Source organism: Ruegeria sp. D7 (assembly GCF_056534355.1).
Window position 1 is genome coordinate 61,576 of sequence record NZ_JBQFPG010000001.1, and the last position, 24,844, is coordinate 86,419.

General features: G+C 56.7%; 26 protein-coding genes. 19 read left to right on the forward strand and 7 right to left on the reverse strand.

What is annotated here, in order from left to right:
* The first annotated feature begins 113 nt into the window (after positions 1-113).
* The 5 genes from ACRZ9U_RS00270 (at position 114) to ACRZ9U_RS00290 (ending at position 4,312) form a co-directional block, all read left to right on the forward strand.
* On the forward strand, positions 114-1,058 hold the full coding sequence (locus ACRZ9U_RS00270; protein WP_170405338.1) for a class II glutamine amidotransferase domain-containing protein: 945 nt from the start codon (positions 114-116) through the stop codon (positions 1,056-1,058).
* Complete coding sequence (locus ACRZ9U_RS00275) at positions 1,055-1,768, forward strand: GltB/FmdC/FwdC-like GXGXG domain-containing protein (RefSeq protein ID WP_170405341.1); 714 nt, start codon at positions 1,055-1,057, stop codon at positions 1,766-1,768. The genes ACRZ9U_RS00270 and ACRZ9U_RS00275 overlap by 4 nt, the downstream gene beginning before the upstream one ends.
* Complete coding sequence (locus ACRZ9U_RS00280; protein WP_170393281.1) at positions 1,753-3,177, forward strand: FMN-binding glutamate synthase family protein; 1,425 nt, start codon at positions 1,753-1,755, stop codon at positions 3,175-3,177. Before ACRZ9U_RS00275 ends, ACRZ9U_RS00280 begins: the two co-directional genes overlap by 16 nt.
* Positions 3,174-3,872, forward strand: a complete 699-nt coding sequence (locus ACRZ9U_RS00285; protein WP_480901212.1) for a type 1 glutamine amidotransferase — start codon at positions 3,174-3,176, stop codon at positions 3,870-3,872. The genes ACRZ9U_RS00280 and ACRZ9U_RS00285 overlap by 4 nt, the downstream gene beginning before the upstream one ends.
* An 89-nt stretch (positions 3,873-3,961) precedes the next feature.
* The gene (locus tag ACRZ9U_RS00290) at positions 3,962-4,312 is read left to right on the forward strand and encodes a hypothetical protein (RefSeq protein ID WP_170405345.1); all 351 of its coding nucleotides are present in this window, start codon (positions 3,962-3,964) and stop codon (positions 4,310-4,312) included.
* Here ACRZ9U_RS00290 and ACRZ9U_RS00295 read toward each other — a convergent pair.
* Positions 4,309-5,448, reverse strand: coding sequence for an FAD-dependent oxidoreductase (locus tag ACRZ9U_RS00295; RefSeq protein WP_480901213.1), 1,140 nt, complete (start codon positions 5,446-5,448; stop codon positions 4,309-4,311). The genes ACRZ9U_RS00290 and ACRZ9U_RS00295 overlap by 4 nt on opposite strands.
* Positions 5,449-5,540: 92 nt before the next feature.
* Between ACRZ9U_RS00295 and ACRZ9U_RS00300 the strand changes: the two genes are divergently transcribed.
* The 13 genes from ACRZ9U_RS00300 (at position 5,541) to ACRZ9U_RS00360 (ending at position 16,925) form a co-directional block, all read left to right on the forward strand.
* Positions 5,541-6,833, forward strand: a complete 1,293-nt coding sequence (locus tag ACRZ9U_RS00300; RefSeq protein ID WP_170405351.1) for a glutamine synthetase family protein — start codon at positions 5,541-5,543, stop codon at positions 6,831-6,833.
* Positions 6,833-7,099: a EutN/CcmL family microcompartment protein gene (locus ACRZ9U_RS00305; RefSeq protein ID WP_170393276.1), complete on the forward strand. Its 267-nt coding sequence runs from the start codon at positions 6,833-6,835 to the stop codon at positions 7,097-7,099. The genes ACRZ9U_RS00300 and ACRZ9U_RS00305 overlap by 1 nt, the downstream gene beginning before the upstream one ends.
* A gap of 43 nt (positions 7,100-7,142) precedes the next feature.
* Positions 7,143-7,451, forward strand: coding sequence for a BMC domain-containing protein (locus ACRZ9U_RS00310; protein WP_170393275.1), 309 nt, complete (start codon positions 7,143-7,145; stop codon positions 7,449-7,451).
* A gap of 23 nt (positions 7,452-7,474) precedes the next feature.
* On the forward strand, positions 7,475-8,659 hold the full coding sequence (locus ACRZ9U_RS00315) for a hypothetical protein (protein ID WP_170405354.1): 1,185 nt from the start codon (positions 7,475-7,477) through the stop codon (positions 8,657-8,659).
* A complete protein-coding gene (locus ACRZ9U_RS00320; protein WP_170393273.1) occupies positions 8,659-10,038 on the forward strand; it encodes an aldehyde dehydrogenase family protein in 1,380 nt (459 codons plus the stop codon). The genes ACRZ9U_RS00315 and ACRZ9U_RS00320 overlap by 1 nt, the downstream gene beginning before the upstream one ends.
* A complete protein-coding gene (locus ACRZ9U_RS00325) occupies positions 10,035-10,658 on the forward strand; it encodes a BMC domain-containing protein (protein ID WP_170393272.1) in 624 nt (207 codons plus the stop codon). The genes ACRZ9U_RS00320 and ACRZ9U_RS00325 overlap by 4 nt, the downstream gene beginning before the upstream one ends.
* Entirely contained in the window at positions 10,658-11,839 is a 1,182-nt protein-coding gene (locus ACRZ9U_RS00330) for a malate dehydrogenase (RefSeq protein WP_170405357.1), read from the forward strand. The genes ACRZ9U_RS00325 and ACRZ9U_RS00330 overlap by 1 nt, the downstream gene beginning before the upstream one ends.
* Positions 11,836-12,246 (forward strand): Rid family hydrolase, encoded by a 411-nt coding sequence (locus tag ACRZ9U_RS00335; protein ID WP_480885993.1) that lies wholly within the window; start codon positions 11,836-11,838, stop codon positions 12,244-12,246. Before ACRZ9U_RS00330 ends, ACRZ9U_RS00335 begins: the two co-directional genes overlap by 4 nt.
* Positions 12,247-12,342: 96 nt before the next feature.
* Positions 12,343-13,623: an ABC transporter substrate-binding protein gene (locus ACRZ9U_RS00340; RefSeq protein ID WP_170393270.1), complete on the forward strand. Its 1,281-nt coding sequence runs from the start codon at positions 12,343-12,345 to the stop codon at positions 13,621-13,623.
* A 65-nt stretch (positions 13,624-13,688) separates the two neighbouring features.
* Positions 13,689-14,540 (forward strand): branched-chain amino acid ABC transporter permease, encoded by an 852-nt coding sequence (locus ACRZ9U_RS00345; protein WP_170405360.1) that lies wholly within the window; start codon positions 13,689-13,691, stop codon positions 14,538-14,540.
* A gap of 2 nt (positions 14,541-14,542) precedes the next feature.
* Positions 14,543-15,490 carry a branched-chain amino acid ABC transporter permease gene (locus ACRZ9U_RS00350; RefSeq protein ID WP_170405363.1) on the forward strand — a complete coding sequence of 316 codons (948 nt, stop codon included), beginning with the start codon at positions 14,543-14,545 and terminating at the stop codon, positions 15,488-15,490.
* Positions 15,487-16,218, forward strand: a complete 732-nt coding sequence (locus ACRZ9U_RS00355; RefSeq protein WP_480901214.1) for an ABC transporter ATP-binding protein — start codon at positions 15,487-15,489, stop codon at positions 16,216-16,218. Before ACRZ9U_RS00350 ends, ACRZ9U_RS00355 begins: the two co-directional genes overlap by 4 nt.
* Positions 16,218-16,925 carry an ABC transporter ATP-binding protein gene (locus tag ACRZ9U_RS00360; RefSeq protein ID WP_480901215.1) on the forward strand — a complete coding sequence of 236 codons (708 nt, stop codon included), beginning with the start codon at positions 16,218-16,220 and terminating at the stop codon, positions 16,923-16,925. Before ACRZ9U_RS00355 ends, ACRZ9U_RS00360 begins: the two co-directional genes overlap by 1 nt.
* A gap of 7 nt (positions 16,926-16,932) precedes the next feature.
* Here the strand turns inward: ACRZ9U_RS00360 and ACRZ9U_RS00365 are convergent, their stop codons facing one another.
* The 5 genes from ACRZ9U_RS00365 to ACRZ9U_RS00385 form a co-directional block, all read right to left on the reverse strand.
* Positions 16,933-17,685, reverse strand: a complete 753-nt coding sequence (locus ACRZ9U_RS00365; protein ID WP_480759915.1) for an outer membrane protein — start codon at positions 17,683-17,685, stop codon at positions 16,933-16,935.
* A gap of 82 nt (positions 17,686-17,767) precedes the next feature.
* Positions 17,768-19,012, reverse strand: coding sequence for a DUF3179 domain-containing (seleno)protein (locus tag ACRZ9U_RS00370; RefSeq protein WP_170405365.1), 1,245 nt, complete (start codon positions 19,010-19,012; stop codon positions 17,768-17,770).
* A gap of 45 nt (positions 19,013-19,057) precedes the next feature.
* Complete coding sequence (locus tag ACRZ9U_RS00375; RefSeq protein ID WP_170405368.1) at positions 19,058-20,725, reverse strand: sulfatase-like hydrolase/transferase; 1,668 nt, start codon at positions 20,723-20,725, stop codon at positions 19,058-19,060.
* Positions 20,726-20,824: 99 nt separating this feature from the next.
* Complete coding sequence (locus ACRZ9U_RS00380; protein ID WP_170405371.1) at positions 20,825-22,465, reverse strand: sulfatase-like hydrolase/transferase; 1,641 nt, start codon at positions 22,463-22,465, stop codon at positions 20,825-20,827.
* Positions 22,462-22,740 (reverse strand): hypothetical protein, encoded by a 279-nt coding sequence (locus ACRZ9U_RS00385; RefSeq protein ID WP_480901216.1) that lies wholly within the window; start codon positions 22,738-22,740, stop codon positions 22,462-22,464. Before ACRZ9U_RS00385 ends, ACRZ9U_RS00380 begins: the two co-directional genes overlap by 4 nt.
* Positions 22,741-22,979: 239 nt before the next feature.
* Between ACRZ9U_RS00385 and ACRZ9U_RS00390 the strand changes: the two genes are divergently transcribed.
* Positions 22,980-24,197 (forward strand): tetratricopeptide repeat protein, encoded by a 1,218-nt coding sequence (locus tag ACRZ9U_RS00390; protein WP_480885989.1) that lies wholly within the window; start codon positions 22,980-22,982, stop codon positions 24,195-24,197.
* An 11-nt stretch (positions 24,198-24,208) separates the two neighbouring features.
* On the opposite strand, the gene ACRZ9U_RS00395 is transcribed toward ACRZ9U_RS00390, so the two are convergent.
* A complete protein-coding gene (locus ACRZ9U_RS00395; protein ID WP_170393260.1) occupies positions 24,209-24,823 on the reverse strand; it encodes a TetR/AcrR family transcriptional regulator in 615 nt (204 codons plus the stop codon).
* Between the last annotated feature and the right edge of the window lie 21 nt (positions 24,824-24,844).

Below are 24,844 nucleotides of genomic sequence, written 5' to 3' on the forward strand. Positions count from 1 at the left end.
CTGTCCTTCATGAATTCTGTATTCAATAAAACAACTGCTGCCAAGGCGAATGGGGTTGCTATTGTTCGTGTACTGTATACAGTATACAGGAAAGAATGAACAGGGAGCTCTTCATGTGTGGAATTGCTGGTAGAATACTGGCCGCGCCCGGGAAGGTTGGGGCGGATCTTGTTGACCTGATGGATGCGCAGGAACATCGAGGCGCCGACAGCACTGGCTTCGCCGTTTATGGTTTGCCACGAGAAACGGGATACGTTTTACGCGGAATGGGATTCGACAAGTCTCAACAGGATGCGGATCTCTCCGCGTTTGAAACGATATTGCGTGAACACGGAAGCAGCTTTCTGTCTGACCCCCAAATCGTAACGGACCAAAGTCGTCACTATTGCTTTCGGATGGAAATTTCAGATCCAAGGAATCTTCAAGCCTGGGTCGCGGACGCGGATGAGCTGACAGACCGCATTGAAGTTCAATCCTGCGGCCGCAGTCTTGAGATCATCAAGGATATTGGCGGTGCCGAAGCCGTGGCCGAAAAGCACGGAGTTCGCGATATGATAGGAACACATGGGCTGGGGCATGCACGGCTTGCTACGGAAAGTTCGGTATTGCCTAACGCATCGCATCCGTTCTGGGCGCGCCCATTTTCGGATGTCGCGATCGTACATAACGGGCAGATCACCGATTACTTCACCTGGCGCGATAAGCTGACCCGAATGGGTTATCGGTTCTTGACTGAGAATGACAGCGAGTTGATTGCCGTCTGGGTCAGCGACCAGATGAAGGCGGGCCTGACCATGGAGCAGGCGCTAAAGAAGTCCATTACCTCTATCGATGGTGTGTTTACCTACATGATCGCAACGCCAAACGGGATTGGGTTTGCCAAAGACCGATTTGCAATGAAGCCTCTGGTCGTCGTCAACCGCAATTGCGATCTGGCGGCTGCGACCGAAGAACAAGCGGTCCGCCGGGTGATGACCGAGGAATGCGATGTGATCAACTACGACGGCCCGTCGCTGACCGGTATCTGGGGCGTCGGAAACCGGAGTTTGGCGGCATGAATGAGGTGGCTGCAAAGATGGATGAGATCGTCATCGAAGTCGGCAAGCGACATATCCGCGAGGTCAATCGTGAGATAATGGAAGCCTGCACAATGGGTCGGCCGATCCGCGTGGTAGATACGCTGTCTCGTCATAATTTGGGCGTGGGTCTGCCAGACAATGTGGATATCACTTTCGAGGGGTCGGTTGGTTATTACTGCGGCGGTCTCAATACCGGGGCGAAAATCACTATCGAACGCAACTGCGGCTGGGCCGTTGGCGAAGGTATGGCCAAAGGGCACATCACTGTCGGTGGCTATGCCGGTATGTCCTGTGGTGCTGCGATGATCGGCGGCACGATCCATGTCAAAGGCGATGCGGGGCCAAGGGTGGGCGTTGCGATGAAAGGTGGAAACATCGTCGTCGAAGGAAAGATTGGCTATCAGTCCGGCTTCATGGCGCATTCCGGTCGGATCATAGCGCTTGGCGGTGCGGGTGAATCCTGTGCTGATGCGCTTTGGGAAGGCGAAGTCTGGGTAGCTGGCGAGGTCGACAGCCTGGGTGTGGATGTCGACGTGATCGAACCGACTGCTGAAGAAGTGGCCGAGGTCGATGCGATCCTCGACCCGCTCGGGCTTGTCGACAGTTCGCGAAATTGGCGCAAAATGGTTTCGGGCCAGCGTCTTTGGTATTTTGAAAGCAGGGACGCAAGCGCATGGCTCATGATCTGAGTAAACCTTACGAATATCCGTTCGACGTTGCCTCGGAAGAGGAAATCAGGTTCCGCGATGCGGGAGCGATCGACGGCCGCCCGGCTGGCGTTCCTTCGTCGTATGACGAAGGAGGATCGACCCGCTGGACACCCGAGGCGATCTCGGAAGTTCACGCGCTGGCGCAGCTTGGGCGCTATCAAGTGCGTGGATACAACACGTTCAACAAGCAATTGCCGACCTTTGATGATCTGACATTCGTTCCTGCAACGATGACCCGCCTGCCGCTGGAAGGCTATCGCGAGAATTGCGATACGACGACCGTTCTGGGTGGAGGGCGCGGCCTTGTGGAGCGCCCGCTTGAATTGAAGATCCCGATCTACATCGCTTCAATGTCCTTTGGTGCTTTGTCGGCATCGGCCAAGGCATCGCTGGGTTATGGGGCCTCGAAAGTAGGAACCATGACTTGCACGGGTGAGGGTGGCATGCTGGAAGAGGAGCGCGAAGCCTCCCAACGCCTGCTCTATCAGATGTCACCCGCGCGGTATGGTGTGGATCTGGATCATCTGCGCCGCGCGGATGCCTTGGAACTTGTCGTGGGGCAGGGTGCGAAACCCGGAACCGGGGGTCTGCTGCTGGGCATGAAGGTCAGCCCGCGCGTCAGCCAGATGCGAACTTTGCCCGAAGGTGTGGATCAGCGATCTACGATCCGCCATCCCGATTTTCTCGGCGCTGATGATTTGGCAGTGAAGATTGAAGAATTGCGCATCGCCACCAACTATCAGGTGCCAATCTTCATCAAGATGGGTGCGACACGTCCCCGGTTTGACGTGGCAGTTGCTGCCAAAGCGGGTGCAGATGTTGTAGTAGTTGATGGTGCCGAAGGTGGCACCGGCGCGTCTCCGGAGCTATTGCTAAACCATACCGGAATCCCAACGATGAGCGCTATTCGTGCCGCGCGTGAAGCATTGGACGAATGCGGCATGACCGGCAAAGTCTCTCTGGTCGCTGCCGGTGGCATTCGGTCCGGTGTGGACGCCGCGAAGTGTCTGGCCCTCGGTGCTGACGCTGTGATGATCGGCAACGCGGCCATGGTTGCGCTAGGATGCAACAGTCCGCGCTATCTCGAAGATTACGCGGCGTTGGGAACCTCGCCGGGCGCCTGCCACCATTGCCACACTGGTCGTTGCCCGGTTGGCATTGCGACGCAGGATGAAAGTCTCGAAGCTCGTATGAACCCTAATGCAGGGGCAGAGCGCATTGCGCGCTATCTGACGGCCATGACCATGGAGATTACAGCGCTTGCGAAAGCCTGCGGAAAGTCCTCGGTACACAATCTGGAAACCGAAGACTTGCGTGCGCTTAGCTTTCAAGCGTCAGCTTTCACTGGGGTGAAAATGGCTGGAATTGACAGGGCTTTTGACTGGTGAAAATCGCAGTTCTTGAGTTGACTAGCCACCCGCTGCCATTGTTGGAGGGAATGCCGCGGACTTCACAGCAGATTCAGGAGTGGATCGCCCCACACCTACCGGAAGCCGAGTTCGTAGTAGTCGGGGTCGTTGATGGAGAACCGCTCCCGGACGAGAGCGATTTCGACGGCGCTATAGTCGGCGGATCTGAATTTGGCGTTTATGATGACACGGATTGGATGCAGCCGCTACGTGCCTTCCTGGACCGTTGTCGAGAAATCCGAAAACCAGTCTTTGGTATCTGTTTCGGACATCAGATCATGGCTGACGTCTATGGTGGTCGGGCCGAGAAAGTCGAGGTAGGCAATGTCGTTGGCGCACGGCCCTTCAACTATGGCGGAGATAGCGTGGATGCATATGTCTGGCATCAGGATCAGGTAACAAGCATTCCGGACTCGGCTCGGGTGACCGGATCAGCGGGCCACTGTCCAGTTGGTGCACTGGATTATGATTTTCCTGCCCGCTCTGTTCAGTTTCATCCCGAATACAAGGCGCATCACTTGCGCGATCTGTTCACCAGAGGTCGAGAGGTGCTTTTGTCAGCTACGGAAGCGGATGATGGGATGTCCTCGGTCAGCGCGGCAAATGTGCCCGACGATATTGCAGCGCTTCAAGCAGTAGAGCTTTTTCGCGGTACATACGTCCCTGAGCAATAAGCCTTTGAGCGAGCGGCTCTTGATCCTAATCAAGTCCAGCCAAGCCGCACTATGTATACTGTATACGCAATCGGTTGGGAGATTTGGCAATGACGGGATACAAGGATTTCTTTGAGAGGATTGCGCGGATTGTGAATGCTCCACGCGAGGGAAGTATCAGCGATCTGGAGCTATCGGATCTCGGCCTGTCCCGCACTGATTTGGCCATGTTGCGTTCTGGCGCGCCCAACGCGCGAGAGCGTATACTCTCGATGGCTAGTCAGTTTGGCCTGAGTGAAGATGATCTTAAGGCCCATCCTGAGCTTGGCCTTGAGTTGGCGGAAAAATGTGGACATTGTCGCCAAGCAAAGACCTGCCGAGATGCAATTCGATCAGGTGTTCGCCTGCCTCAGGAAAAGTGCCCGAATTCAGGGCTCTATGCGGCGCTTTCAGAAGGTTAACGCCCGCTTGGACTTTCTTTTGGGCTCAGTTTTCTTCGACCAGTGATCTTGAAACGATCAGCCGTTCCAAAATCCTTCATTCCAACACCTGCCGCAAACTCTGCAAAAACCGGCGCGTGTTTGAACAGATGTCCCGAGCAGCCTCCGGCGAACAGCACGTTTTCATGCTCGGGGTGCCAGTCGACAATAAAGTGCGTGTCAGGTGTCAGGATGATCTGGTTGAATTTGGAATCCACTATCCGCTCACCTTCAAGGCCCGGAAGACGATGACGGATGTAGCTGCGAGTGCGTCCTAGCGTTTCCTGTCGGATTAGCCTTTCGTCATTGTCCAGATCGATCTTGTCCGGGATGACGACCGCGGCTTTCACGCCTGAACCTTCGGATGAGGGTAGCCCGAATGAGCCCTGACCATGATCGATCCAGCAGGGCATCCGGCTCATATCGAACTCCTCGGACCCATCTGGCGTCGAGGTATAGAGGACATTCACACCAACCACCGTCGATATCGGCTTGATCGTCCTGGGGAACATGTCCGCCATCCAGGGGCCGGTTGAGACAATGATAAGATCAGCCTCAAGCGGCTTTCCATCCAGCATTGGGCGCTCTGATCCATCGGTGGTCACGCGACCGCGCTGTACGATCCCGCCCGCTCGACGAAACAGCTCAAGCCCGGTCAGGACGCAGCGATGCGCCATCAGCATTCCGGCTTCGGGTTCGAACAGGGCGTATTCGATGTCAGGAACGCGAAACTGCGGAAATCGCGATTCGATGTCCTGCCGCCCGAACTTGTAGTAGGGCACACGAACGCGGTCGAAGGTTTCGGCTGTGGCGTTCTCCCAGTCGCAATGACCGCCTGTTGCAAGAATCAGCGCACCGCATTCATACATCAGGTTCTGGCCGCTCTCGGCTTGCAGTTCCAGCCAGCGCAGGCGGCTTTCGCGGGCCCAACGTGTATAGAACTCATCCCGCCCGGAAATCGCACGGATGACACGGTTGTAATCCGTTGAAGATGCACGGGAATGTCCCGGTTCCCAGCGATCTATCAAAGTCACTGCCTCACCACGTCGTTGCAGTGTAAGCGCCGTCATGACGCCGACGATGCCGCCTCCGACAACGATGACCGAGTTCTTGGACATGATGCAGATTTTCCTTGTTTATCGATTGTCTTTGTGAATACTGTATACAGAATACAACAATTATAAAGCCAAAAAACAGGGAGAGCGCATCAATGAGTTCGGGATTTGATCTGCCCGAAGGCACGCACACCGTCATACTCGGTGTGGGTGACCTCAACGGCATCATGCGCGGCAAGCGCATTCCGGCCAGCCACTGGGACCACGTCTGCAAAAGCGGCAATGCGCTGTCGATTGCATTGATGGCGATCGATATGACGTGCGACGTCTGGGATACGCCTTATGTCAATTTCGACAACGGCTACCCCGATATGCACGTCTTCCCAATGACCCAGCCCGTCGCTGTGCCGTGGGAGCCAGGCGTCGCTGTTTGCTTTGGTCGGGCGGAAGGTATGGATCACAAGCCGGTTCCGATCGATCCGCGTCAGGCGTTGGTGCGTCAAGTTGAACGGGCCCGCGAAATGGGGTTCGAGGTCAATGTCGGTACTGAACTTGAATTCTATCTACTGGATCCGGAGACCGGACAGCCGCGCGATAGCGGGATCCAGGTCTACGGTCTCGGCCGTGCTGCGCGGATGGAGCACATCGTTGGGCCGATCCGCCAACAGATCAACGAGTGCGGTATTCCAATCGAGCAATCGAACCCCGAATACGCTGCGGGTCAGATTGAGGTGAATATCCGTTACGGCGAAGCGCTCGCAGCGGCAGATCGTGTCGTCTTGTTTAAGTCGCTGATCCGCCAGCTGGGCATCGCCCACGGCTATCTGGCAACCTTCATGCCAAAACCGTTCTTCGATCAGTCCGGCAACGGCTTCCACACACACTACTCTCTTTGGAAAGACGGCAAGAATGTCTTTGCCGATAACGGCAAGATAAACGATACTGGCAAATCCTTCATCGCCGGGCTGCAACAACGCATGTGCGAAACGGCAATCTGTGGCAGTGGCACCGTCAATGGTTATCGACGCCGTCAGCCTTATACTTTCTGCCCGATCAACACGAGCTGGGGTTATGACAACCGGACCGTTGGTATTCGGGTCATTGAAGGATCCGACAGCGCGGTGCGCGTAGAAAAACGTGACGCTGGTGCAGATGCCAATCCCTACCTTCTGCTGGCAGCCGAGATTGCAGCGGGGCTGGACGGGATCGAGCAGGGCCTGGCTCCCTCAGAGCCGACAACTGGCAACGGTTACGAAGAAGGGATCGGCGATCCGATCCCGACCGACTTGCCAACGGCGATCGAACTGGCGCGAGGATCCGAATGGCTTCGCGATCTCATGGGCGAAATGCTGTGGGAGTTGGTATTGCAACAGGCCGAGCGCGAGCTTGAATTCTTCAATCAACAGGTCACTCCGGTTGAGTTGGACCGTTACCTGAGGACCTTCTGATGCATTTGGGCAAGGTCGCCGGGACCGTCACAGCCACGGCCAAAGACGCAAAACTGGTCGGTACGAAACTGCTGGTGACGGATTTGGTCGATAGCAAAGGCAAGGTGATCGAACCGGCGCGGGTCGCCGTCGACACCTGCGGTGCCGGGGTGGGGGATACGGTTCTGCTGGTCAACGGCTCGGCGGCGCGTATGGCCGCCGGTCTGTCCACCGCGCCCGTCGATCTGGCGATCATCGCGATTGTGGATCGCGTGTCCACGACCTGAACCAAGAACACCAAACATCTAAATTTCTTTGGAGGAACGAAAAATGGCGAAACCAGTGGCGGGGCAAATGGCCCTGGGCATGATCGAAACGCGCGGACTGGTCGGCGCGATCGAAGCGGCAGATGCGATGGTCAAGGCGGCCAGCGTTTCGATTGTCGGCCAAACCAAGGCTGGCGGAGGCCTAGTCACCACCCTTGTGCGTGGTGAAGTCGGCGCAGTCAAAGCCGCCGCGGATGCCGGTGCGACAGCGGCAAACAAAGTGGGTGAAGTCGTATCCGTCCACGTGATCGCGCGCCCACATGATGAACTTGAGGCCATAATCGACAGCCTTGGTGCTGGCTCTGCGGCTTAATCCGTCTGTCTTGAGGAGACGCTATGTCAGCCGGTTTCGAGGAATTCACACGTGCAGCGACACGTGGCTCAACCCGGGGTGCACCTGAACATCCCAAGCTCGACCGGATATCGGTGTTGGGCGGCGGGGCTGATGCACGCCTGTTGGCCGCTCTTTGCCTTGCCGAAGGGGCTGAGGTCACCTTGTTTTCGGCCTATGGGGCCGAACTGTCGCTGTTGGCCCAGTCCCCAGGCATCTCGCTTCGCGGTGAAGGTCCGGTCGGGACCTATCAAGTCGATCGGGATGGGCCGTCGGTGCGCACAACCGCTGAGCTGGATGCAGCGGTGCGCGATGCACAGGTGATATTCCTGACCGGACCGCTTCACAAACAGCGCACTTATGCGATGGTGCTGGCCGATCACCTCAGCGACGGGCAAATCTTGGTCCTTGCGCCAGGACGATCCCTGGGGGCTGTGGAAACAGCCTGGTTGTTGCGTATCGGAGGCTGCGCGGCAGACGTCACGCTGGTCGAGGTTCAGGGTCTGCCATACTGGTTCCGTTCCGAGGGCGCAGCTTTGACGCTTTCGCAGGCGGCACCGATGGCTGCGGCAACCTTGCCGCGCGGTCGGGAAGAGGTTCTGGACACCGTGTCCGCCTATTTGTCCAACGTTCAGGCGGTCGACTCGGTTTTGTCGTGCGGCTTCAACGATCTGTCGGCCGCAGTCGAGATACCTGCACTGATCCTCGGCGGTGCCGCAATGGGGACAGGTGGTCCTGACATTCCAATGGGTGGTGTTCCGCTTGAGGATAACCAGACCTTTGCGTCTCTGATTGGTCCGGACCAGACAGAGGTCATTCAGGGGCTTGCAGACGAACGGCGACGCATTGCTGCTGCGTTTGGAGTTCGTAACCTGCCGGAGACAGGGCAGTGGATATCCACTTTTGTCGGCGCCGAACGTGGCTCGGGCGCGCGTCCGATCCCGGATCAGCAAACGTCGCGCGGTATGATGCGGGATGGCGTGTTGGGCTCGCTTGTACCTTTGGTCTCAGCGGGTGAGCTTGCGGGTATCCCGAGCCCGTTGACGCACAGCCTGATCGCGATGTCCGACCGAATTTTGGGGGCGGATGTGGCTGCCGCTGGACGGCGCCTCGAAGCCATAGGGGTTTCAGCGGGCGACGTTGATCAAGCGCGCCGTATCTTTGACACCATCGTCACCGGAGCTACTTGATGGATGCAGATCTGAAATCAATCGCCGCCGCACGGCGTGCCGCAGATAGCGCTTTCGAGGCTTATCGCGCCTTTTTGGGCACTGACCCGGCGCAGGTAGACGCAATAGTCGACGCCATGGCGCGCGCCATCGAGCCCGAGGCCGAACGGCTGGGGCAAATGGCCGTCGAGGAAACCGGATATGGGAATGTGCCGGACAAGCGCGTCAAGAACCTATTCAACGCGCTTTCAGTCGCGGATTATCTAAGAGATGTGACAACGCTGGGATTGCTTTGGCGCGATGATGCGACAAAGATCGCAGCCTTCGGTGAACCGATGGGCGTTGTGGCAGCTCTGATCCCGGTGACGAACCCCACTTCAACCATCATCTACAAAGTGCTTTCTGCGGTGAAGGCAGGCAATGCGATCGTGTGTGCGCCGCATCCGCGTGGTGTGAGTTGTGGCATCGAAACGGTGCGAATTATGGCGCGCGTGGCTGAACAAATTGGTGCGCCCAAGGGTCTAATCCAATGTCTGGATTCCGTGACAATTCAGGGCACAGCCGAGTTGATGAAACATCGCCGTACCTCGGTTGTGATGGCAACCGGTGGTCCTGCCATGGTCAAAGCGGCGTATTCCAGCGGCAAACCCACGCTCGCGGTCGGTGCGGGCAACGTGCCGTGTTACGTACACAAGTCGAAAGCACGCGATCTGGCGGAAGTCGCCGAGATGATCGTGACGTCGAAGAGCTTTGACTACGGGACCGCCTGCGTCAGTGAGCAGGCCGTCGTCGCTGATCCCGAGATCGCACGTGATTTGCGCCACGAGCTAAAATTGAAAGGTGCCTATTTCTGCACTCCGGCCGAAGCGGATCGTCTTGCCGGGGTGATCTTCAAAGGCGTGCAGACCATGGACCCTGAGAAGGTGGGGCAAAGCCCGCAGGCGCTGGCGGATGCTGCCGGTTTTTCCATCCCACCACGCACCCGGTGCCTCGTCTCGGAAGAAACTGAAGTAGGTTGGCAGCGCCCGCTGTCTGCAGAAAAGCTGAACCCCGTTCTGGCGTTCTACGCGGCGAAATCCACAGACCATGGGATCGAGTTGGCGCAATCCATCGCCAAGTTCGAAGGGTGGGGTCATTCCTCGGTCATCCATTCGGACGACCCTGAGATCGTGGCCCGTTTTGCCACCGTGCCGACGGGTCGGGTACTGGTGAATACACCGGGCATCATGGGCGGTATGGGATATTCGACTGATCTGGAACCATCCTTCATGTTGGGCACCGGCACGTGGTCAGGTTCGATCACTTCGGACAATGTGACAGCCCTGCATCTCATCAACATCAAACGGGTTGCCTACGAAAGCAGGCCCTGGCGCGACATTTACGAGGAGTATGGCGCATGAGCGAGATTACCATCCGGGCGCTGATGCAGATCGACAACCTGCAACCAAAATTCGCCGCCTATAACGGTGCGACGGTGCAAGGGTCGGTGCCCTTGTCCGGGGATACGGTTTTGATCGGAGAGTTTGCGCCGGGTAACGGAGTATTCTCGCTGATCGACCGGGCGCTCAAGGCATCTTCGGTTGAGGCGACAACACAGATGGTCGAGCGCGAGTTCGGGTTCTTTATCCTGCGGTCTCCGTCGAATGCGGAGGTGTCCGCCGCGCGCGATGCGATGCTGGCCGAGCTCGGCGCAACAATGTCTGACCGGTTGAAGCCGGCGATCAGTTCCACGCAGATTATCACCAGCGTCGAACCCTATCAGGCGCAACTGCTGAACAAATGGCGCAAGGGGGCGCTGATCGTTCCAGGGCAGACGTTGGGCATCGTCGAATGTGCCCCGGCTGCTTATATCTCGATTGCCGCGAATGAAGCGGAGAAGGCGGCAGAGATCGATATTGTCGAAGTGCGCGCCGTGGGGCGGTTTGGCCGCCTGTTTATCTCGGGGTCTGAAAACTCGGTCAAGACCGCCGTCGAGGCCGCAACCCGCGCGATAGAGGCGGTGGACGGGCAAGCCAACTGATGGCAGCGCCGCGCGTCATAGGTTCAGAGGCGGTCGAAGATGCCCGCCGTCGCGGTCGGATCGTGTTTGAAGTCCTGCCCGACGATATCGTGACGGCCTTGGCACGCGAAACTGCCGAGCGTGTTGGCATAAAGCTTGTCGACGGACCGCTGGAAAAGCCACAACCAACGCGTACAGACGCTACTATTTCAATGCAGCGGGTGTTGTATCGCCGCTCGCCAAAATGGGTTGCTCCGATGCGTGCGAAACGCAAGGCCCGAAGGCTTGGCAAACTTGCCTTGATCGGGGCAGGGGGCGTCGGGGGCAATGTGGCGCATCTGGCGGCGATGCAGGATATCGCGGATGAGATCGCGCTGATCGATATTGCGCCCGGAATGGCCGCTGCTACGGCGTTGGACCTGAACCACACGTCAGGCATCACCGGAGCGCGCGCCCGGTGCGTCGGCGGCGAGTCGTTAGATCTTGTGGCCGGGGCCGAAGTGATTGTGGTGACCGCAGGCCGTGCCCGGCGTCCGGGTATGAGCCGCGCGGATCTGATCGACGTGAATGCGCGCGTGATCCGCCAGGCCGCTGAGGCCATACGCTCCGCTGCGCCTGATGCCATCGTAATCGTGGTGACCAATCCGCTTGACGAAATGACCGTAGAAATGCTGCGCGCAACCGGGTTCCCTCGTGAAAGAGTGCTGGGCATGGCCGGTACTCTGGACAGCAGCCGGTTTCGCAACGCCCTTGCTATGGCTGCGGGAGTAGCGCCCGCTGATGTCGAAGCCTTCACGCTCGGAAGCCACGGGGACGAGATGGCGCCAATCCCAAGCCGGGCAAAAATTAAGGGCAGGGCATTGGATGTGTTTTTATCGCCTGATCAGATTGAGGCTTGCGTTCAGGACGCCGTGACCGGCGGTGGGCAGGTAGTTGCCCTGAAGAAATCCGGTTCCGCAACCATAGCACCGGCGCACGCGTCGATCGAGTTGATCGACCATATCCGGGGCGCACGCACCGGCCCGGTTCCGGTCTCGGTCATGTTGCAGGGGGAATATGGCATCGATGGGGTTGTGCTTGGTGTTCCTGCCCATCTGGGGTCTTCCGGGTTGGTCGAAGTCGAGGAGTTGCGGCTGACCGATCAAGAACAAGCAGCCTTGCAGAAAGCGGCGGATGCCATCCGATCGAGGTTAGGCCTGTGACCCACCGCATCTGGAAGTCAGGCGGGCGGTTCGAAGAAGTTGCGTCTTATTCCCGCGCAAAGCGCATCGGTCCCTTCGTTTGGGTCGCAGGGACCACAGCGATCGAACCCAGCGGGCGTATTCATGCGCCAGGAGATGTGGGCGCCCAAACAAAATACATTCTGTCCCGTATAGAAGAGGCGCTTAAGGCCGTCGGTGCCGAGATGCGCCATGTAGGCCGGGTCCGCGCCTATCTGACCGATCTGTCGCGCGCGGGTGAATTCGCGAGCGTTCACGGAGAGGTATTCAAAGATATCGATCCGGTTCTGACAGCCGTTCAAGCGGGGCTTACGCAGCCTGGATTGACGGTGGAAATAGATGTGGATGCGGTAATTCACGACGTAAACGGCGAAATCAGCGGAATCTGAACATGAGTCACCAAGAAAGGATTTGATCGAACTATCGTCTTGTGTACTGTATACAGAATACAAGAAGGGCACAATAAGACACAGGGAGCTAATGTGATGATCAAGACAGCGCTACTCAGCGGAACATGTATCGCGCTTGTGGCCTCGGCGGCCGCAGCTGAAATCAAGGTGGGCTTTATTGGATCTCTTTCCTCAGACACCGGTCTGTCGACGCTGCGTGGTGCAGAGATCGCGATTGAAGAGCTTAATGCGAATGGCGGCGTTATGGGGGAACAGATCACGCTGGTGTCTGCCGATACCGGTCAGGACCCGACTGAAGGTGTGCGGGCCTATGAATATCTGGCGGAAACCGAAGAAGTGGATTTCATCATCTCAGGCTCTATCGATGATGTTTCGCTGGGCTGGCTGCCGCGAATGCAGGAATACCGAATTCCGACGCTGGACACGTGGACGTCATATATCGGCATCATCGACATGGTGGTCGAAGATCCCGAAAGCATGGCACCATATTTCATGAACATCGCCTCAGACGAGGCGCTTGCCACGCTTTATATCAATTTCGGCGCGGATGTTCTGAAGGAAAAGATGGGTTGGGACTCCGTTGTCATTCTGGCTGAGGATACAGCGTTTGGCGAAGCGATCACCGGATTGGTGACCGAGGCGCTTGCGCCGGTTGCGGGGATCGAGGTCAAGGACATCATCACCTATGACGTCGCCACCGTAGATTTCGCGCCGATTTTCAGCCGGGCGCAGGATACAGGGGCGGATTTCATCTATCAGGTCTCATCCGTGAATTCTCAGGTGGTTTCGTCGCAATATGTGAAACTGCAGGTCCCCATGGCGATGACAGGTGTGAACGTAGCCGCATTGGGTATGGAATATTGGGAAGACACTGGCGGAGCCGGTGGCGGCATCTCGACCCTGTCACCGATCCCGTCTGTAGGGTTCAAACTTGACCCGGCAAGCCAGACCTTTGTCGACACCTATCAGGCCAAGTATGACAGCCGCCCACTGCTGCCGCATTTCAATGGGTTCAACGCCTATCACGGGCTGAAGCAGGCCATGGCTGCCGCGGAAGAGGCGGGTGGCTTCGACAATGTCGAAGGCTGGGCCGATGCGATGAAGAAGCAGGATCTGGTTCTTGAGATGGATGGTCAGCTTTGGCTGCGCTATGCCTTCTGGGGCGATGATGAGGTCGAGCCTGTGACAGGCCGCACCTATCCCCACAACATTCGCTTTGATCTTTCCGAGCCGTTTGATGATGCGGCCCCGTCGATGGTCGTTGTTCAGTGGTATGAAGACGGCACTGCCGCAGTTGTGTACCCCGAGAAATACGCGACGGGCGAATTCACGCTTCCCAGCTGGGTCAAGCCGTAACCCGGTCGCGTCGTTAGCTTGAAACGGGTGCGCGGCAGCGCGCACCCGCAGCCAAGGATCCATTTATGTTGCAGATACTGATTCAGGGGCTTTTGCTCAGCGGTCTCTACGCGCTTATAGCAATGGGGTTTACGCTGATCTTCAGCATAGGTCGCGTTCTGAATCTCGCCTATGGCGCCTATCTGATGGTCGGCGGCTACATTTACTTCTGGATATCGCAGTCACTTGGTATGCCAAAACTCATGGGCGTTGCCGTTGCCGCTGTGCTTGGTGTTTTGATGGGAGTTCTGAAGTACCGCCTGATCGTCAAAACGCTCAAAGGGGATCACGTGGCTGTCGAGATTTCGACGTTGATCCTTGCGGTCGTCATTCAGGCCGGGATCGTTTTGGTCTTTGGCGACAGCAGCAAAATCCTTTTGCCAATTGTTCCCGGGGTGATCAACGTAGCCGGCGCTTCGGTCACGTATAATATCTTGATCGCGACACTCATTAGCTGGGCCATTCTGCTGGGGCTCTATGCCTTTGTTCGGCTGACCCATACCGGGCGAGCAATGCAAGCGGTATCAATGGATGCCAAGGGCGCTGCGATTTCCGGGATCGACCCTGATCGCATCAATCTGATCACTTGGGGTATCTCTGGTGCGCTGGGAGCACTCGGTGGTGTCTTCTTCGCCAGCTACACTCAGCTATCGCCATCCATGTGGGTGGCTCCGCTAATCATTTCGGTGGCTGTGGTTATCGTTGGCGGGATAGGCTCGATCCTGGGCACTTTGGTGGTGGCGCATATTGTGGGCTTCCTCGAAGTCATCGTTGTGGCAACGCTTGCACCGGAGTTGCGAGGTGTCTTCACGATGCTGTTGATCATCGGCGTGCTGGTCACGCGACCGCAGGGCCTGTTTGGCCGCGAGGAGCTGTGACGATGGGGCTACGCTGGTTTCACTTTGCGCTCTGGGGTGGCTTGATCGCCGGAATGTTCCTGTTGCCGCAATTCGTCTCGAACGGGACGATGCGCACGATGATATTTGCCAATTATTTGGCCATCTTTGCCATCAGTTGGGACGTGCTGTCTGGCCGAACAGGGTATGTGAGCTTTGGTCATCCGTTCCTGATCGGTATCGGGGCCTATACCACGGCAATCCTGACCAAGCGCTTTGACGTCGCTGTCGAAATCTCGATCCCGATCGCCGTACTTGTTACCATGATCGCGGGCCTATTGGTGCTGCTACCAGCGCTGCGTATCCGTGGAAGTTATTTTGCGCTGGTCACGCTGGCGTTCATGGAGTTGCTCTACCAACTAGTTCAGGTCATTCGCCCGGATCTGACCGGCGGAACACGCGGCATGTCGGGTATTCAAACTCTGACGCGCGGCGCGGCGAACGGGTATTACCTGTCCACGACGCTGATGCTGGCGATCGCCGTCAGCATGTGGTTGCTGATGAAGACGCGGCTTGGAACGGCCTTGTCTGCCATCGGTATGAACGAAGAAAGCGTGCGCGGCTCGGGCCTCAGCACCACGCGTCTCAAAGCTTTTGCCTTTCTGACAAGTGCGATGATCGCGGGCCTGGGTGGTGCCTTCTACGTTCACTATCTGGGATCGCTCGCGCCGCGTGCGTTGTTTGATATTAACTTCCTGTTCACAATCATCGTTGCGGCACTTCTGGGGGGAACCTCGACCATCATTGGCCCCATGATCGGCGCGTTCTTCATGACATTCCTGTTGGAGTATCTGCGACCGGTCCTTCCTGGCGCCGAACGGTATTTCGTCTACGGAGCCATAGCGCTGCTCCTCTACATGTATCAGCCGAAAGGCATTGTTGAGCTGGTTCGGCGTGGTTTCAAAGGCCTGGGCAAGGGGCGGACGACATGAGCGTGGCGTTACAGGTTTCAGGTCTGGAAAAACGTTTCGGCGGATTAGTCGCGACGAATGATCTGTCGTTTTCTCTCAAAGAGGGCGAGTCGCTTGGATTGATCGGCCCCAACGGGGCAGGCAAGACGACCGTGTTCAGCCAGATCATGGGTGAGTTGCGGCAAAACGGCGGAACGATCGAACTGTTCGGGCAGGAGATTTCGACGCTGTCGACCCCGCAACGCATTCGGGCCGGGGTCAGCCGAACCTATCAGATCCCACGCCCGTTTGGTGATATGAGCGTTGCCGAAAATATCCGGGTTGGCCTAATGCCCGACAATATCTGGCAGATGATCGTCTCACCCCCAGATAAAGAACGTGAGCGAGAGCTTGCGCTCAGCGTCGGGTTTACAGAAGCGGATTTGAAACGAGCGCCAACAGAACTGGCCATGGGTGATCTGCGTAAACTTGAGATGGCGCGCACAATGGCAACCGCGCCCAAGGTGATGCTGCTGGATGAAGTGTTTGCGGGTCTCACCACAGGAGAGATCGCCCAAATCTCTGATCTCATTCAGTCGATGCGCAAAGATGGGATGACTTTTCTGATCGTCAGCCATGACTTGCCTGCGCTTGAGCCATTGGTCGACCGCGCGATCGCCATTGAACGGGGCACGATGATTGCCGAGGGCTCGTTCAGCGAAGTCATGAACGACAAGGCTGTTCAGGCCTCGTATCTGGGGGGCGCGTAATGTCGTATCTGGAAATCGAAAACCTGTCGGCATTCTATGGCAAGGCGCAAGCGCTGACCGACATCTCGATCACCGTCCAACCCGGTGAGATTGTCGCTGTGGTGGGTCCAAATGGGGCTGGAAAATCGACCTTGCTGGACAGCATCATGGGGCTAGTCAAAATCGAGGGCGATATCCGGCTCAGGGGGCACAGCCTTGCCGGTCGGACGCCTTCCGAAATTGTACGACATGGCGTGGGTTATGCGCCCGAACGCTTCAACCTGTTTCCCTATATGTCGGTGCGTGACAACCTAATGGTCGGTGCCTTCACGGCCCGCGAAGACATCCAGAGCAATCTGGCAATGGTACACAGCCTGTTCCCGCGTCTCGAAGAGAGGGAAGGGCAGGAGACCTCGACCCAGTCGGGCGGGGAACGTCAGATGGTCTCGTTCGGACGCGCGTTGATGACCAGCCCCGAGCTGTTGCTCGTCGACGAACCGACGATTGGTCTGGCCCCAAAAATCTGTCACGAAATCGCCGAGGTGGTGCGCAAGCTCAACAAGGAATACGGGCTGACGGTTGTAATCACCGAGCAAAACGCCAATTTCGCGCTTTCGCTGGCGAGCCGGATTTACGTGCTCGAGTCAGGACGCATGCAGACATCAGGCACCGCAGATGAGTTGCGGAAAGATAAGCGATTGCTCGAGGCTTACTTTGGCGGTTACTAAAAGCCGCTCAAAAGCGGTAAGTCGCGCCAATCATTGGACCGGATTGGTCGAACTTGAAATCGTTTCCGTCGATGTCGTGGTCGAATGAGATATAGCGGTATCCACCGCGGATCAGCCAACGATCATTAATCGCATAGTCGGCTGTCAGCAGAACCTGCCATGTCTCGCTGCCACTGCGGAAGCCGCCATAGTCTACAAACCCAGTTCCTGACCATTTGTCCGAGAACTTGACGCGTGCGCGGGCCCCGATCACGGGATCGGTCCAGCTTGAATCAACCGTTGTTCGACGGCCGGGGGCCGCGCCTGGTTGCAATTCAAAGTCGGTTTCCGTGCTGAACCACCTGAATCCACCGACAATATCCACATTCGCGGTTTGATCCTCGTAGACCCTATAGCCGACATAGCCGCTGAGAAATTGCGTGGTAAAGGATGTGTCCAAGCCTGAGCTGGCAGGGCCGGGAGTGTCGCTGCTGAAAGACAGATTGGTATAGTTATAGTCGGCCAACAGGGACCACCGGCCATTTGTGGCGGCAAACGCGGCCATGAAAGCAAAATCGAGATTGTCCAACGCATCGGAAAAACTCAGGGTGCCATCCAGTGTACCCATCGGTGTGCTGAGTGAGGTCTCAGTTTCCGGCATGAAAAGATAGATTGAGGCCTCATATGACCAGTCCGACTGTTGGGCCAAGGCCATTGGTGCCATCGAACCTGCCATTGCGAGGCCAAGCGCCAATCCTGTCCACTTTACTGTCACATCCATTTTTCCGTCTCCCGCCAAGAACCTTGAATTGAAATTCCGTTGTCGCCTCATGCCAATCTAGCCAAGCGCAATGTTCATTCTTTCATGCTGCCACGTCTTCGGATTTGCCTGCGCCGTCACCGACACGATTGATATCGGTGCTGGGAAAAAACTCGGACCAGACATGCCAGAACACGCCTGCGCGCAGGGTTTCGACCCGTTGCAGTTGGCCCTGATCAGACATTCCCCAAAAGTCACATTGGGTCACGGGGTGACCGCTGTCATTGTACCAAACGCCCAAGCTTTCAAATTTTGGATCGAGGCTGACGACGATATCCCGCCCGCCGACACGCGCGTTGACGATCCAATCGTTGTCGACAACGAAATCGTCGGTCCAGCAGGTGGCATCCTGTCCGATTGTGATCCCCCAGACATAGGTCTTGTTGGGTAATCGGTCATCCGATCGATCCATGTTGTCCATAACAGGAGCGTCCTCCTGATGCTGGCGGCCAATGCCCCAGCCGAACGTGATCTCGGTCATCATGTCCAGCAGCCGCAGCAAGGGGTTTGGGGAGGGTTTGTTCAAAAACACCTCTCCATCCGGGAAAGCCTTTTGAAATCCACGGAAAGTCATCCGATAGGTTGGCCAGGGTGTCATCTGCGCTTCGGGCCGTAGAGGGCAGGCGAGGCCGTTTGCATTTGTGTCACGATCCGCTTCGCGAAAGCCGTATATGTGCTGGATGGGCTCACCGGTGTCATTATCACGCAAGATCAGGTTGTTGCCGTGCTGGGCGAGAACCTCAAGGTTCAGTCGTTTGCCTTCGATGCTTGGCGCATAGCCCTGACCGAGATTGGCCATGGCGCAATAGGTCATCACGACGTCTTCGCCGCCCAGCCCTTTGTCGTCGCCCGCCAAATGTGGGCGCATGATTTGTGCATCAGGATGGGCGCGGGCATGGCCTTCATTTTCAATCACCATCACGGGGGCAGTCGGCCCGACATATTTGCGGGCCTCGTCGATGGGAAAATACTGCGCGTCATTTAGCTGATTTCTCAGACCTAGATGAACCCAGACATAGGGAAAGCCATAGAGAAGTAGAACAAGTAAAGCGGCAATGAGCCACAGCCAGAACGGCCCGGCTCCCAGGGCGAAATGCGCGAGCGTTGCGAGAGCAAATGCGCCCAACCCGATGGCAATCAAGCGGTATTCATTGCGGATGAAACGCACCATATTCTCGCGCTTTACCTTCAACAGCATCTGGGACACGTCGCCCAAATCACGGAAGTAGACGAACCCGATCCCAAGTGATCCGATTAAACCCAGTGCGAATAGGAGTAATCCAAGCATGTGATGATCCTAGAAACTTGAGTGAATGACGACGGCGACACCGTGCTATTGCTGCGGGGATTGGCTTTTGATCAGGAAAGCCTCGACCGCTTGTTGGGTTTCGGGGCGCAGGTTCTCGATCCCTTCATAGGGCACGCCATACGCGGGCGGCGTGTCGGGGAATTTCTCTTTGCGGGCCATGTGTCGGCCAAGGATGCGTGCGAATTCCTGCCCTCCCCAGGCGCCAACCTCGGTCGAGACTGAATATTCCTCGCGCGTGTCCCGGTAGAGATCAAAGAACTTTGCCAGAATGGCGCTTTCCCCGGCTCCCGGCAGTTTGAGCTTAAGCTGGTCCTTAACGATCGCCTCGGGTTTGTTCACCGAATAGATGATCACGTGATCTCTGCGCGCTTTGGCTTCGTCCGCAAACAATAGCGCTGCGGATTGATCGACGCCATCCACCAGGCGATCTCGCGGGATGTATTGCTCGGCCCCCGCAAAACGTGAAAGCGTTGTATAAAGGTCCGACACGTGAATGATGCTGTTCAGCAAACCATCTGCCTGAATCATCCCCGGCCAGCGAATAAAGGCATCGACCCGAACACCGCCCTCGGTCGTATCCCCTTTGCCACCAGCATATATCATCGGAGTATAGCCCGATTGCGGGGCGTATTTGGTAAAGTGGCCGTTGTCCCCCATAACGATGACGATGGTATTCTCGCTGACCCCCAACTCTGCCATGCTGGCGAACAAATCACCCAGCCATTGATCCAAAAGTTGCATCTTGTCGACATAGAGACCGCCATTCGCGCTTTCGGGACCAGAACGTCCGGCGCGGGTATTATCCAGAGGGATCATCGGCCAATATTGCAGGAAAAAGGGGGTATTGTCGCTGGCAAGACGTTCAAGCTCTGACAAGGTTTTGTCCTGAAAGGCCTGGTTCATCTCATCGTATTTGGCCGCATTCCAGCGCTCACCGGACTCCATCCGAATTTCGCGAATAGGACCGCCTGTTTCGCCTTCGATGACGGTCATCATCGCTGAGGCGTCCGGCCTGAACCAACCGTCCAGCGTGTATTTGTCATCATAATCTCTGATCGCGACCGAGACCTGCTCTTTGATTGCATCATCATTGAAAATCGTCAGCTGACCCTGCTGGTGAATGGCGTGTTGCGCATAGTCAAAGCCTTGGTTCATCGCCCAACTTTCCGCGATATCCCCCATGTGCCACTTGCCTACATGGCTGGTTGCGTAGCCAACCTGTTTCAGCACTTCGGCCAATGTCACTTCTGCCCCCGGCAGGCCAAAGCCGGCAATATCAACGGTGGTATCACCCATTCCCATGCGTACAGGCAGCCGCCCTGTCATTTGGGCGACGCGAGTAGGGGTGCAAGAGGGTTCGGTATACATCCGAACCATGCGCATCGCGTCGTCGGAGAAATCGTTGATATTCGGCGTCGAATAGCCCCGAACGGCGTTCAACTCGGGTATCCCCATGTCGCCGAATCCCAGATCATCGATCAGAACGCTGATGATGTTCGGTGGCTTACCGTTGTTGCCTTCGCGAAATGCAGCCAGGGCTTCATCCACAGCCATATCATCCTGGGCCCATTGCTCTGCGCGCTGTGCTTGCAAGATATAGAATTCGGCATCGTGTTGGATTGGGTTTTCTTGCGCGAACGTGCTGCGCGCGGCAAGACCGACGAATAAAACCAATACCCCTGAAATCTTCATTCGATATCCCCCGATCGTGTACTGGGCGGAACGCAAACACTCCTGCCGCTGATTTCACATTAAAACATTATCATATTTAAACAGGAATTTCTGTAGCCTTCACTGCTGCCAGCTGGTGAATACATCGCGAGCCAGTTCAGATTCCGGGCGCAGGTTGTCGATGCCCTCGTAGGGGATGCCGCGCCCGATTTCGGAATGTGGATGTTTCGCGATCATCTTCTGATGGCGTTTGATCATGTCCTGAAACGACGCTCCGGCCCAAAGTGAGTAACCGACCAAAGGGTGCAGTTCGCGTGGATCACGATAGATGTTGAAGGTCGGGGCCGCCGCTCCGGGTTGGCCGGGCGCGGGCAGGTGCATTTTGAATTCCTGCTTGACCACCGAGCGCAAAACCGGGCCTTCATAGACATATACATAATCGCGGCGACCGTTGCCTTCACCGTTCAGCAGCAGGGCGGTCTGATCGACACCATCGATGATGCGGTCGCGCGGGATATGATCAGTCGCGCCTGCGATCCGAGCCATTGTGGTATAGATATCAGACACATGAAAGATATCTCCGGCGGCGCTGTCAGCCTCGATTACTCCGGGCCAGCGAATGAATGCATCCGTGCGTACGCCACCTTCCAGATGTTGGGTCTTACCGCCACGATAGATCAGTTGATTGAGCCCCGAAGTTCCTTCGTAGTGGTACATCAGTCCATTGTCGGCCATCAAAACCACAATCGTGTTGTCGGCTTCTCCGGTTTCTTCGAGCTTGACCAGCAGGTCACCGATCCAGCCATCCAGTAGTTGCAGTTTGTCAGCATGAAACCCGCCGTTGCGAGAGATCGCGTTCTCGGCATAAACGAAATTCAGCGGGTAGAGCGGCCAATATTGCAGGAAAAACGGTTCTTCCTCGGCTGCGGCACGCTCCAATTGCTCAAGAGCCTGACGCTGATACCTCTCGTTCATCGCTTCATACTTGGCTTGGGTCCAGACCTCGCCCGGTGACATATCCACCTCTCGAGCGGTGCCGCCTGCTTCTGCCTCGACACCGGTCACCAGCCCGTAGGGCTTGAAACGTTCATCCAGCAGAAACTGATTGTTCTGCCCCTCGGGCACGTATCCAAGCATGTTATTCGCGCGCATCGCCTCGGGGGTCATGAGGCTCAGTTGAACTTGTTGATGCAGGGGGAAGGCGGCCCAATCGAAACCTTGGTTGTGGGGGTAGGCCTGTTCGATGTCACCTTGGTGCCACTTGCCAACATGCACGGTGTTGTAGCCAACCTCTTTTAGGATCTCGGGCAGGGTCACCTCGCTGGCTGGAAGGCCTTCGCCTACCAGAGCCACTTTGACTTCTGTCACACCGGCACGCACCGGATGTCGCCCGGTCAGCATCGCCGTTCGGGTCGGCGTGCACGAGGGTTCCGTGTACATTCGCATCAGCGACAAACCTTCGGTGGCGAACTGGTTGATGCTGGGCGTTTCGATGCCCATGACGTAGTTCATCTTGCGATCACCCATCTGACCAAAGCTGATGTCGTCGATCAGGATGTACAGGATATTGGGTGGTTTGCCCCCGTTTGCGTCGCGGATTTCGGCCAGTTTCGCGTCAATCTCAATGTCCTGGGCATCCCAGACCGCGCCGAACTGGGCACGCAGAAATTCGAACTCACCATCGTGAATAATCGGGTTCTGTTGGGCATATGCCGAACCTGCAGTGAGGATTAGCGCGGGCAAAATGTGTTTCAGGGTCATTTCAAGCCTTTCGTTTTATCCATATGCCCAGGCGTACCCGGAATGTCTGACAGCTTTGCTTCGATAGAGCTTCGCAAATCAGTAACGGTTTCCGCCAGATCCGCGAGGTACCGAGGGCGAACGCCCGTGTCGGAAAGAGGAGACTGTGCCAGCTCGGTCATCATCTCCTGATAATCGAGGCAAATCCGGTCGAACTCACTGTCTTGGGCGCGCATGTTTCGCATCAGAACGGAGGTTCCCGGGAATTGTGCGTCAAAGAAGTCTTCTTCGTCCATCCGCGTTGCCTTCGTGGAAATTGCTCGTAAAGCATGCGTTCCCTAGAATATGACTTGAACGTATAAAGCCGCATGCTACCGTAGCACCATGGGGTCAAGCCATTGTCATGAAAGGATAGTTCTTGACTGCCCAGGCGGATAACAAACAACGTGACACAGCGCCTTCTTTCTCGGATGAGGAGGTGCGAAGTGCTCTTGAGCGGGTATTGAACTCAGGTGGCTTCAAAGGATCTGCCCGAATGCGGACCTTTCTTAGCTATGTCGTGACCGAAGCGCTTGCGGGCCGCAAGGATGAGATCCGCGCCAAGACCATTGCCATGGATGTTTATGGTTACAGCGCCGACGACTTGACCAAGCGGGAAGGGGTTGTGCGCGTCGATGCGGGTCGTGTCCGGCGAAAGCTAAAAGCTTACTACGGAGGTGATGGCGCAACTGATGCGGTGGTGATTTCGCTGCCTGTCGGTAGCTATGCACCCGAATTTACGCTGGGGAGTTCGCAAGCCCAGAACCCACAGGGCATTCGGCGAAGCGCGTTGGTCATCGCGTTCTTTCTGGCTTTGATTGGCGTAGGCATCTGGGTATCAGGCTATTATTCAAAGAATGAGCCACGCAGCGCTGTGGGCCGAGGGCAAAGTGCGATTTATGACGTATCTCCCGCCCGGGTAGAAGCGATAAACCTTTGCAGTGCTGGCCGCGATGTGATGTTCCCCGTCGTTGACCTATCGCGTCTGCAACCGGCTTTGCTGATTTTTGAGACGGCGATTGAACGAGATCCACTCTTTTTCTGTGGCTATGCCGGAGCGGCACAGGTCGAGACCATGCTGGCCATTTTGTTGTTCTTTGAACCGGATGCAGAAAAGTATTTGAAGTCTGCCAATGAAAAAAGCGCCCATGCGATGGATATCGCACCTGATGAGGCTTGGGCGCTTTCGGCGCGGGCCTGGCTGGAATTTGCACTGGGCAATTACGATCGGGCATCAGCCCTGTCTCGCAGAGCCGTTGATCTGGCCCCCACCGATCCGCATGTCGCTGAATTCGATGCACTTATTTCACTCTATACTCTGAATTTCGAGCGGATCCTGGCGCAATCTGAATGGTATGAAGAGCTTGCGGAACGCAGCGGCGGGCTTGTCTTTGGCAATGTACTAGGGTCTGCGCATTTTCATACCGGAGACTATGCAGCGGCGATCCGAACTTACGAGGACACGATCGAGCGCGGAGGACCATTTGGGCCGATATCAGCGGCCTATCTGATGGCCGCGCATTGGAACAATGGCGAACAAGTCGAGGCACAGCGTCTCGCCAATGTTTACCAGAAAACTTGGCCTGGTTTTCCGCTGGAGGCCCTGAAACGCCGCGTATTCAAAGAGTCGCAACCGGTTGATGCGCTTATTGCAGGCGTGAGGGCAGCGGGAGTCCCGTTGATCGACGGCGGGACCGCCCGCGAAAGTGATTGACTGGCAGGGTCTTATTCGTCCTGTGCGACCAGACCCAAACCGCGCAGATAGATTCCAATTCCGCTCTCCAGAAGGTCTTCAGGCGGGAAGGGGGAACTTGCGCCGGTATTGCGTGCGAAAAGTTCGACAACACCATGGCTCATGGCCCAGATATGAGCGCTGAACATCGAAGCGGGCGGACGCTTCTCCGGCGGAATATGCTGCGACAGATCGCTGGCGGCCTTTTCAAGCACGTTTTTGGCCCGGTTCGCGGCCAGCGCCAGTTCCGGTGTACGATTGATTGAAATCCCGCTTTCGAACATCGCGATATAATAGCCGGGGTGCTTGCGGGCGAAGGCAAGATAGGCGCGGCCCGTGGCCTCAAACGCCGCAAGCGCCGAGGGTTGCCCTTTGTCATAGGCAAATTGCATCAGGTCGGCGAACATCTCAAACCCCTGACGGGCAGCCTCGGCGATCAGGTCCTCACGCCCTTCGAAATGGCGATAGACGGCTGCGGGAGTGACCCCAGCGGTCTTTGCGGCCTCTGACAATGTAAAACCGGTCGGTCCCTTCTGTTCGATCAGGGATAAGGCGGCCTCCATCAAGGCTTGCTTTAGGTTTCCGTGGTGATATCCGCGTTTCGTCATCCCGGCCTCAGGCGCGTTTTA

Bases quoted from the DNA above. Each gene is read 5' to 3' on its own strand.
- ACRZ9U_RS00270 (WP_170405338.1), top strand. From the start codon at position 114: ATGTGTGGAATTGCTGGTAGAATACTGGCCGCGCCCGGGAAGGTTGGG.
- ACRZ9U_RS00275 (WP_170405341.1), top strand. From the start codon at position 1,055: ATGAATGAGGTGGCTGCAAAGATGGATGAGATCGTCATCGAAGTCGGC.
- ACRZ9U_RS00280 (WP_170393281.1), top strand. From the start codon at position 1,753: ATGGCTCATGATCTGAGTAAACCTTACGAATATCCGTTCGACGTTGCC.
- ACRZ9U_RS00290 (WP_170405345.1), top strand. From the start codon at position 3,962: ATGACGGGATACAAGGATTTCTTTGAGAGGATTGCGCGGATTGTGAAT.
- ACRZ9U_RS00295 (WP_480901213.1), bottom strand. From the start codon at position 5,448: ATGTCCAAGAACTCGGTCATCGTTGTCGGAGGCGGCATCGTCGGCGTC.
- ACRZ9U_RS00300 (WP_170405351.1), top strand. From the start codon at position 5,541: ATGAGTTCGGGATTTGATCTGCCCGAAGGCACGCACACCGTCATACTC.
- ACRZ9U_RS00305 (WP_170393276.1), top strand. From the start codon at position 6,833: ATGCATTTGGGCAAGGTCGCCGGGACCGTCACAGCCACGGCCAAAGAC.
- ACRZ9U_RS00310 (WP_170393275.1), top strand. From the start codon at position 7,143: ATGGCGAAACCAGTGGCGGGGCAAATGGCCCTGGGCATGATCGAAACG.
- ACRZ9U_RS00315 (WP_170405354.1), top strand. From the start codon at position 7,475: ATGTCAGCCGGTTTCGAGGAATTCACACGTGCAGCGACACGTGGCTCA.
- ACRZ9U_RS00320 (WP_170393273.1), top strand. From the start codon at position 8,659: ATGGATGCAGATCTGAAATCAATCGCCGCCGCACGGCGTGCCGCAGAT.
- ACRZ9U_RS00325 (WP_170393272.1), top strand. From the start codon at position 10,035: ATGAGCGAGATTACCATCCGGGCGCTGATGCAGATCGACAACCTGCAA.
- ACRZ9U_RS00330 (WP_170405357.1), top strand. From the start codon at position 10,658: ATGGCAGCGCCGCGCGTCATAGGTTCAGAGGCGGTCGAAGATGCCCGC.
- ACRZ9U_RS00340 (WP_170393270.1), top strand. From the start codon at position 12,343: ATGATCAAGACAGCGCTACTCAGCGGAACATGTATCGCGCTTGTGGCC.
- ACRZ9U_RS00345 (WP_170405360.1), top strand. From the start codon at position 13,689: ATGTTGCAGATACTGATTCAGGGGCTTTTGCTCAGCGGTCTCTACGCG.
- ACRZ9U_RS00350 (WP_170405363.1), top strand. From the start codon at position 14,543: ATGGGGCTACGCTGGTTTCACTTTGCGCTCTGGGGTGGCTTGATCGCC.
- ACRZ9U_RS00355 (WP_480901214.1), top strand. From the start codon at position 15,487: ATGAGCGTGGCGTTACAGGTTTCAGGTCTGGAAAAACGTTTCGGCGGA.
- ACRZ9U_RS00360 (WP_480901215.1), top strand. From the start codon at position 16,218: ATGTCGTATCTGGAAATCGAAAACCTGTCGGCATTCTATGGCAAGGCG.
- ACRZ9U_RS00365 (WP_480759915.1), bottom strand. From the start codon at position 17,685: ATGGATGTGACAGTAAAGTGGACAGGATTGGCGCTTGGCCTCGCAATG.
- ACRZ9U_RS00370 (WP_170405365.1), bottom strand. From the start codon at position 19,012: ATGCTTGGATTACTCCTATTCGCACTGGGTTTAATCGGATCACTTGGG.
- ACRZ9U_RS00375 (WP_170405368.1), bottom strand. From the start codon at position 20,725: ATGAAGATTTCAGGGGTATTGGTTTTATTCGTCGGTCTTGCCGCGCGC.
- ACRZ9U_RS00380 (WP_170405371.1), bottom strand. From the start codon at position 22,465: ATGACCCTGAAACACATTTTGCCCGCGCTAATCCTCACTGCAGGTTCG.
- ACRZ9U_RS00385 (WP_480901216.1), bottom strand. From the start codon at position 22,740: ATGGACGAAGAAGACTTCTTTGACGCACAATTCCCGGGAACCTCCGTT.
- ACRZ9U_RS00390 (WP_480885989.1), top strand. From the start codon at position 22,980: ATGCGGACCTTTCTTAGCTATGTCGTGACCGAAGCGCTTGCGGGCCGC.
- ACRZ9U_RS00395 (WP_170393260.1), bottom strand. From the start codon at position 24,823: ATGACGAAACGCGGATATCACCACGGAAACCTAAAGCAAGCCTTGATG.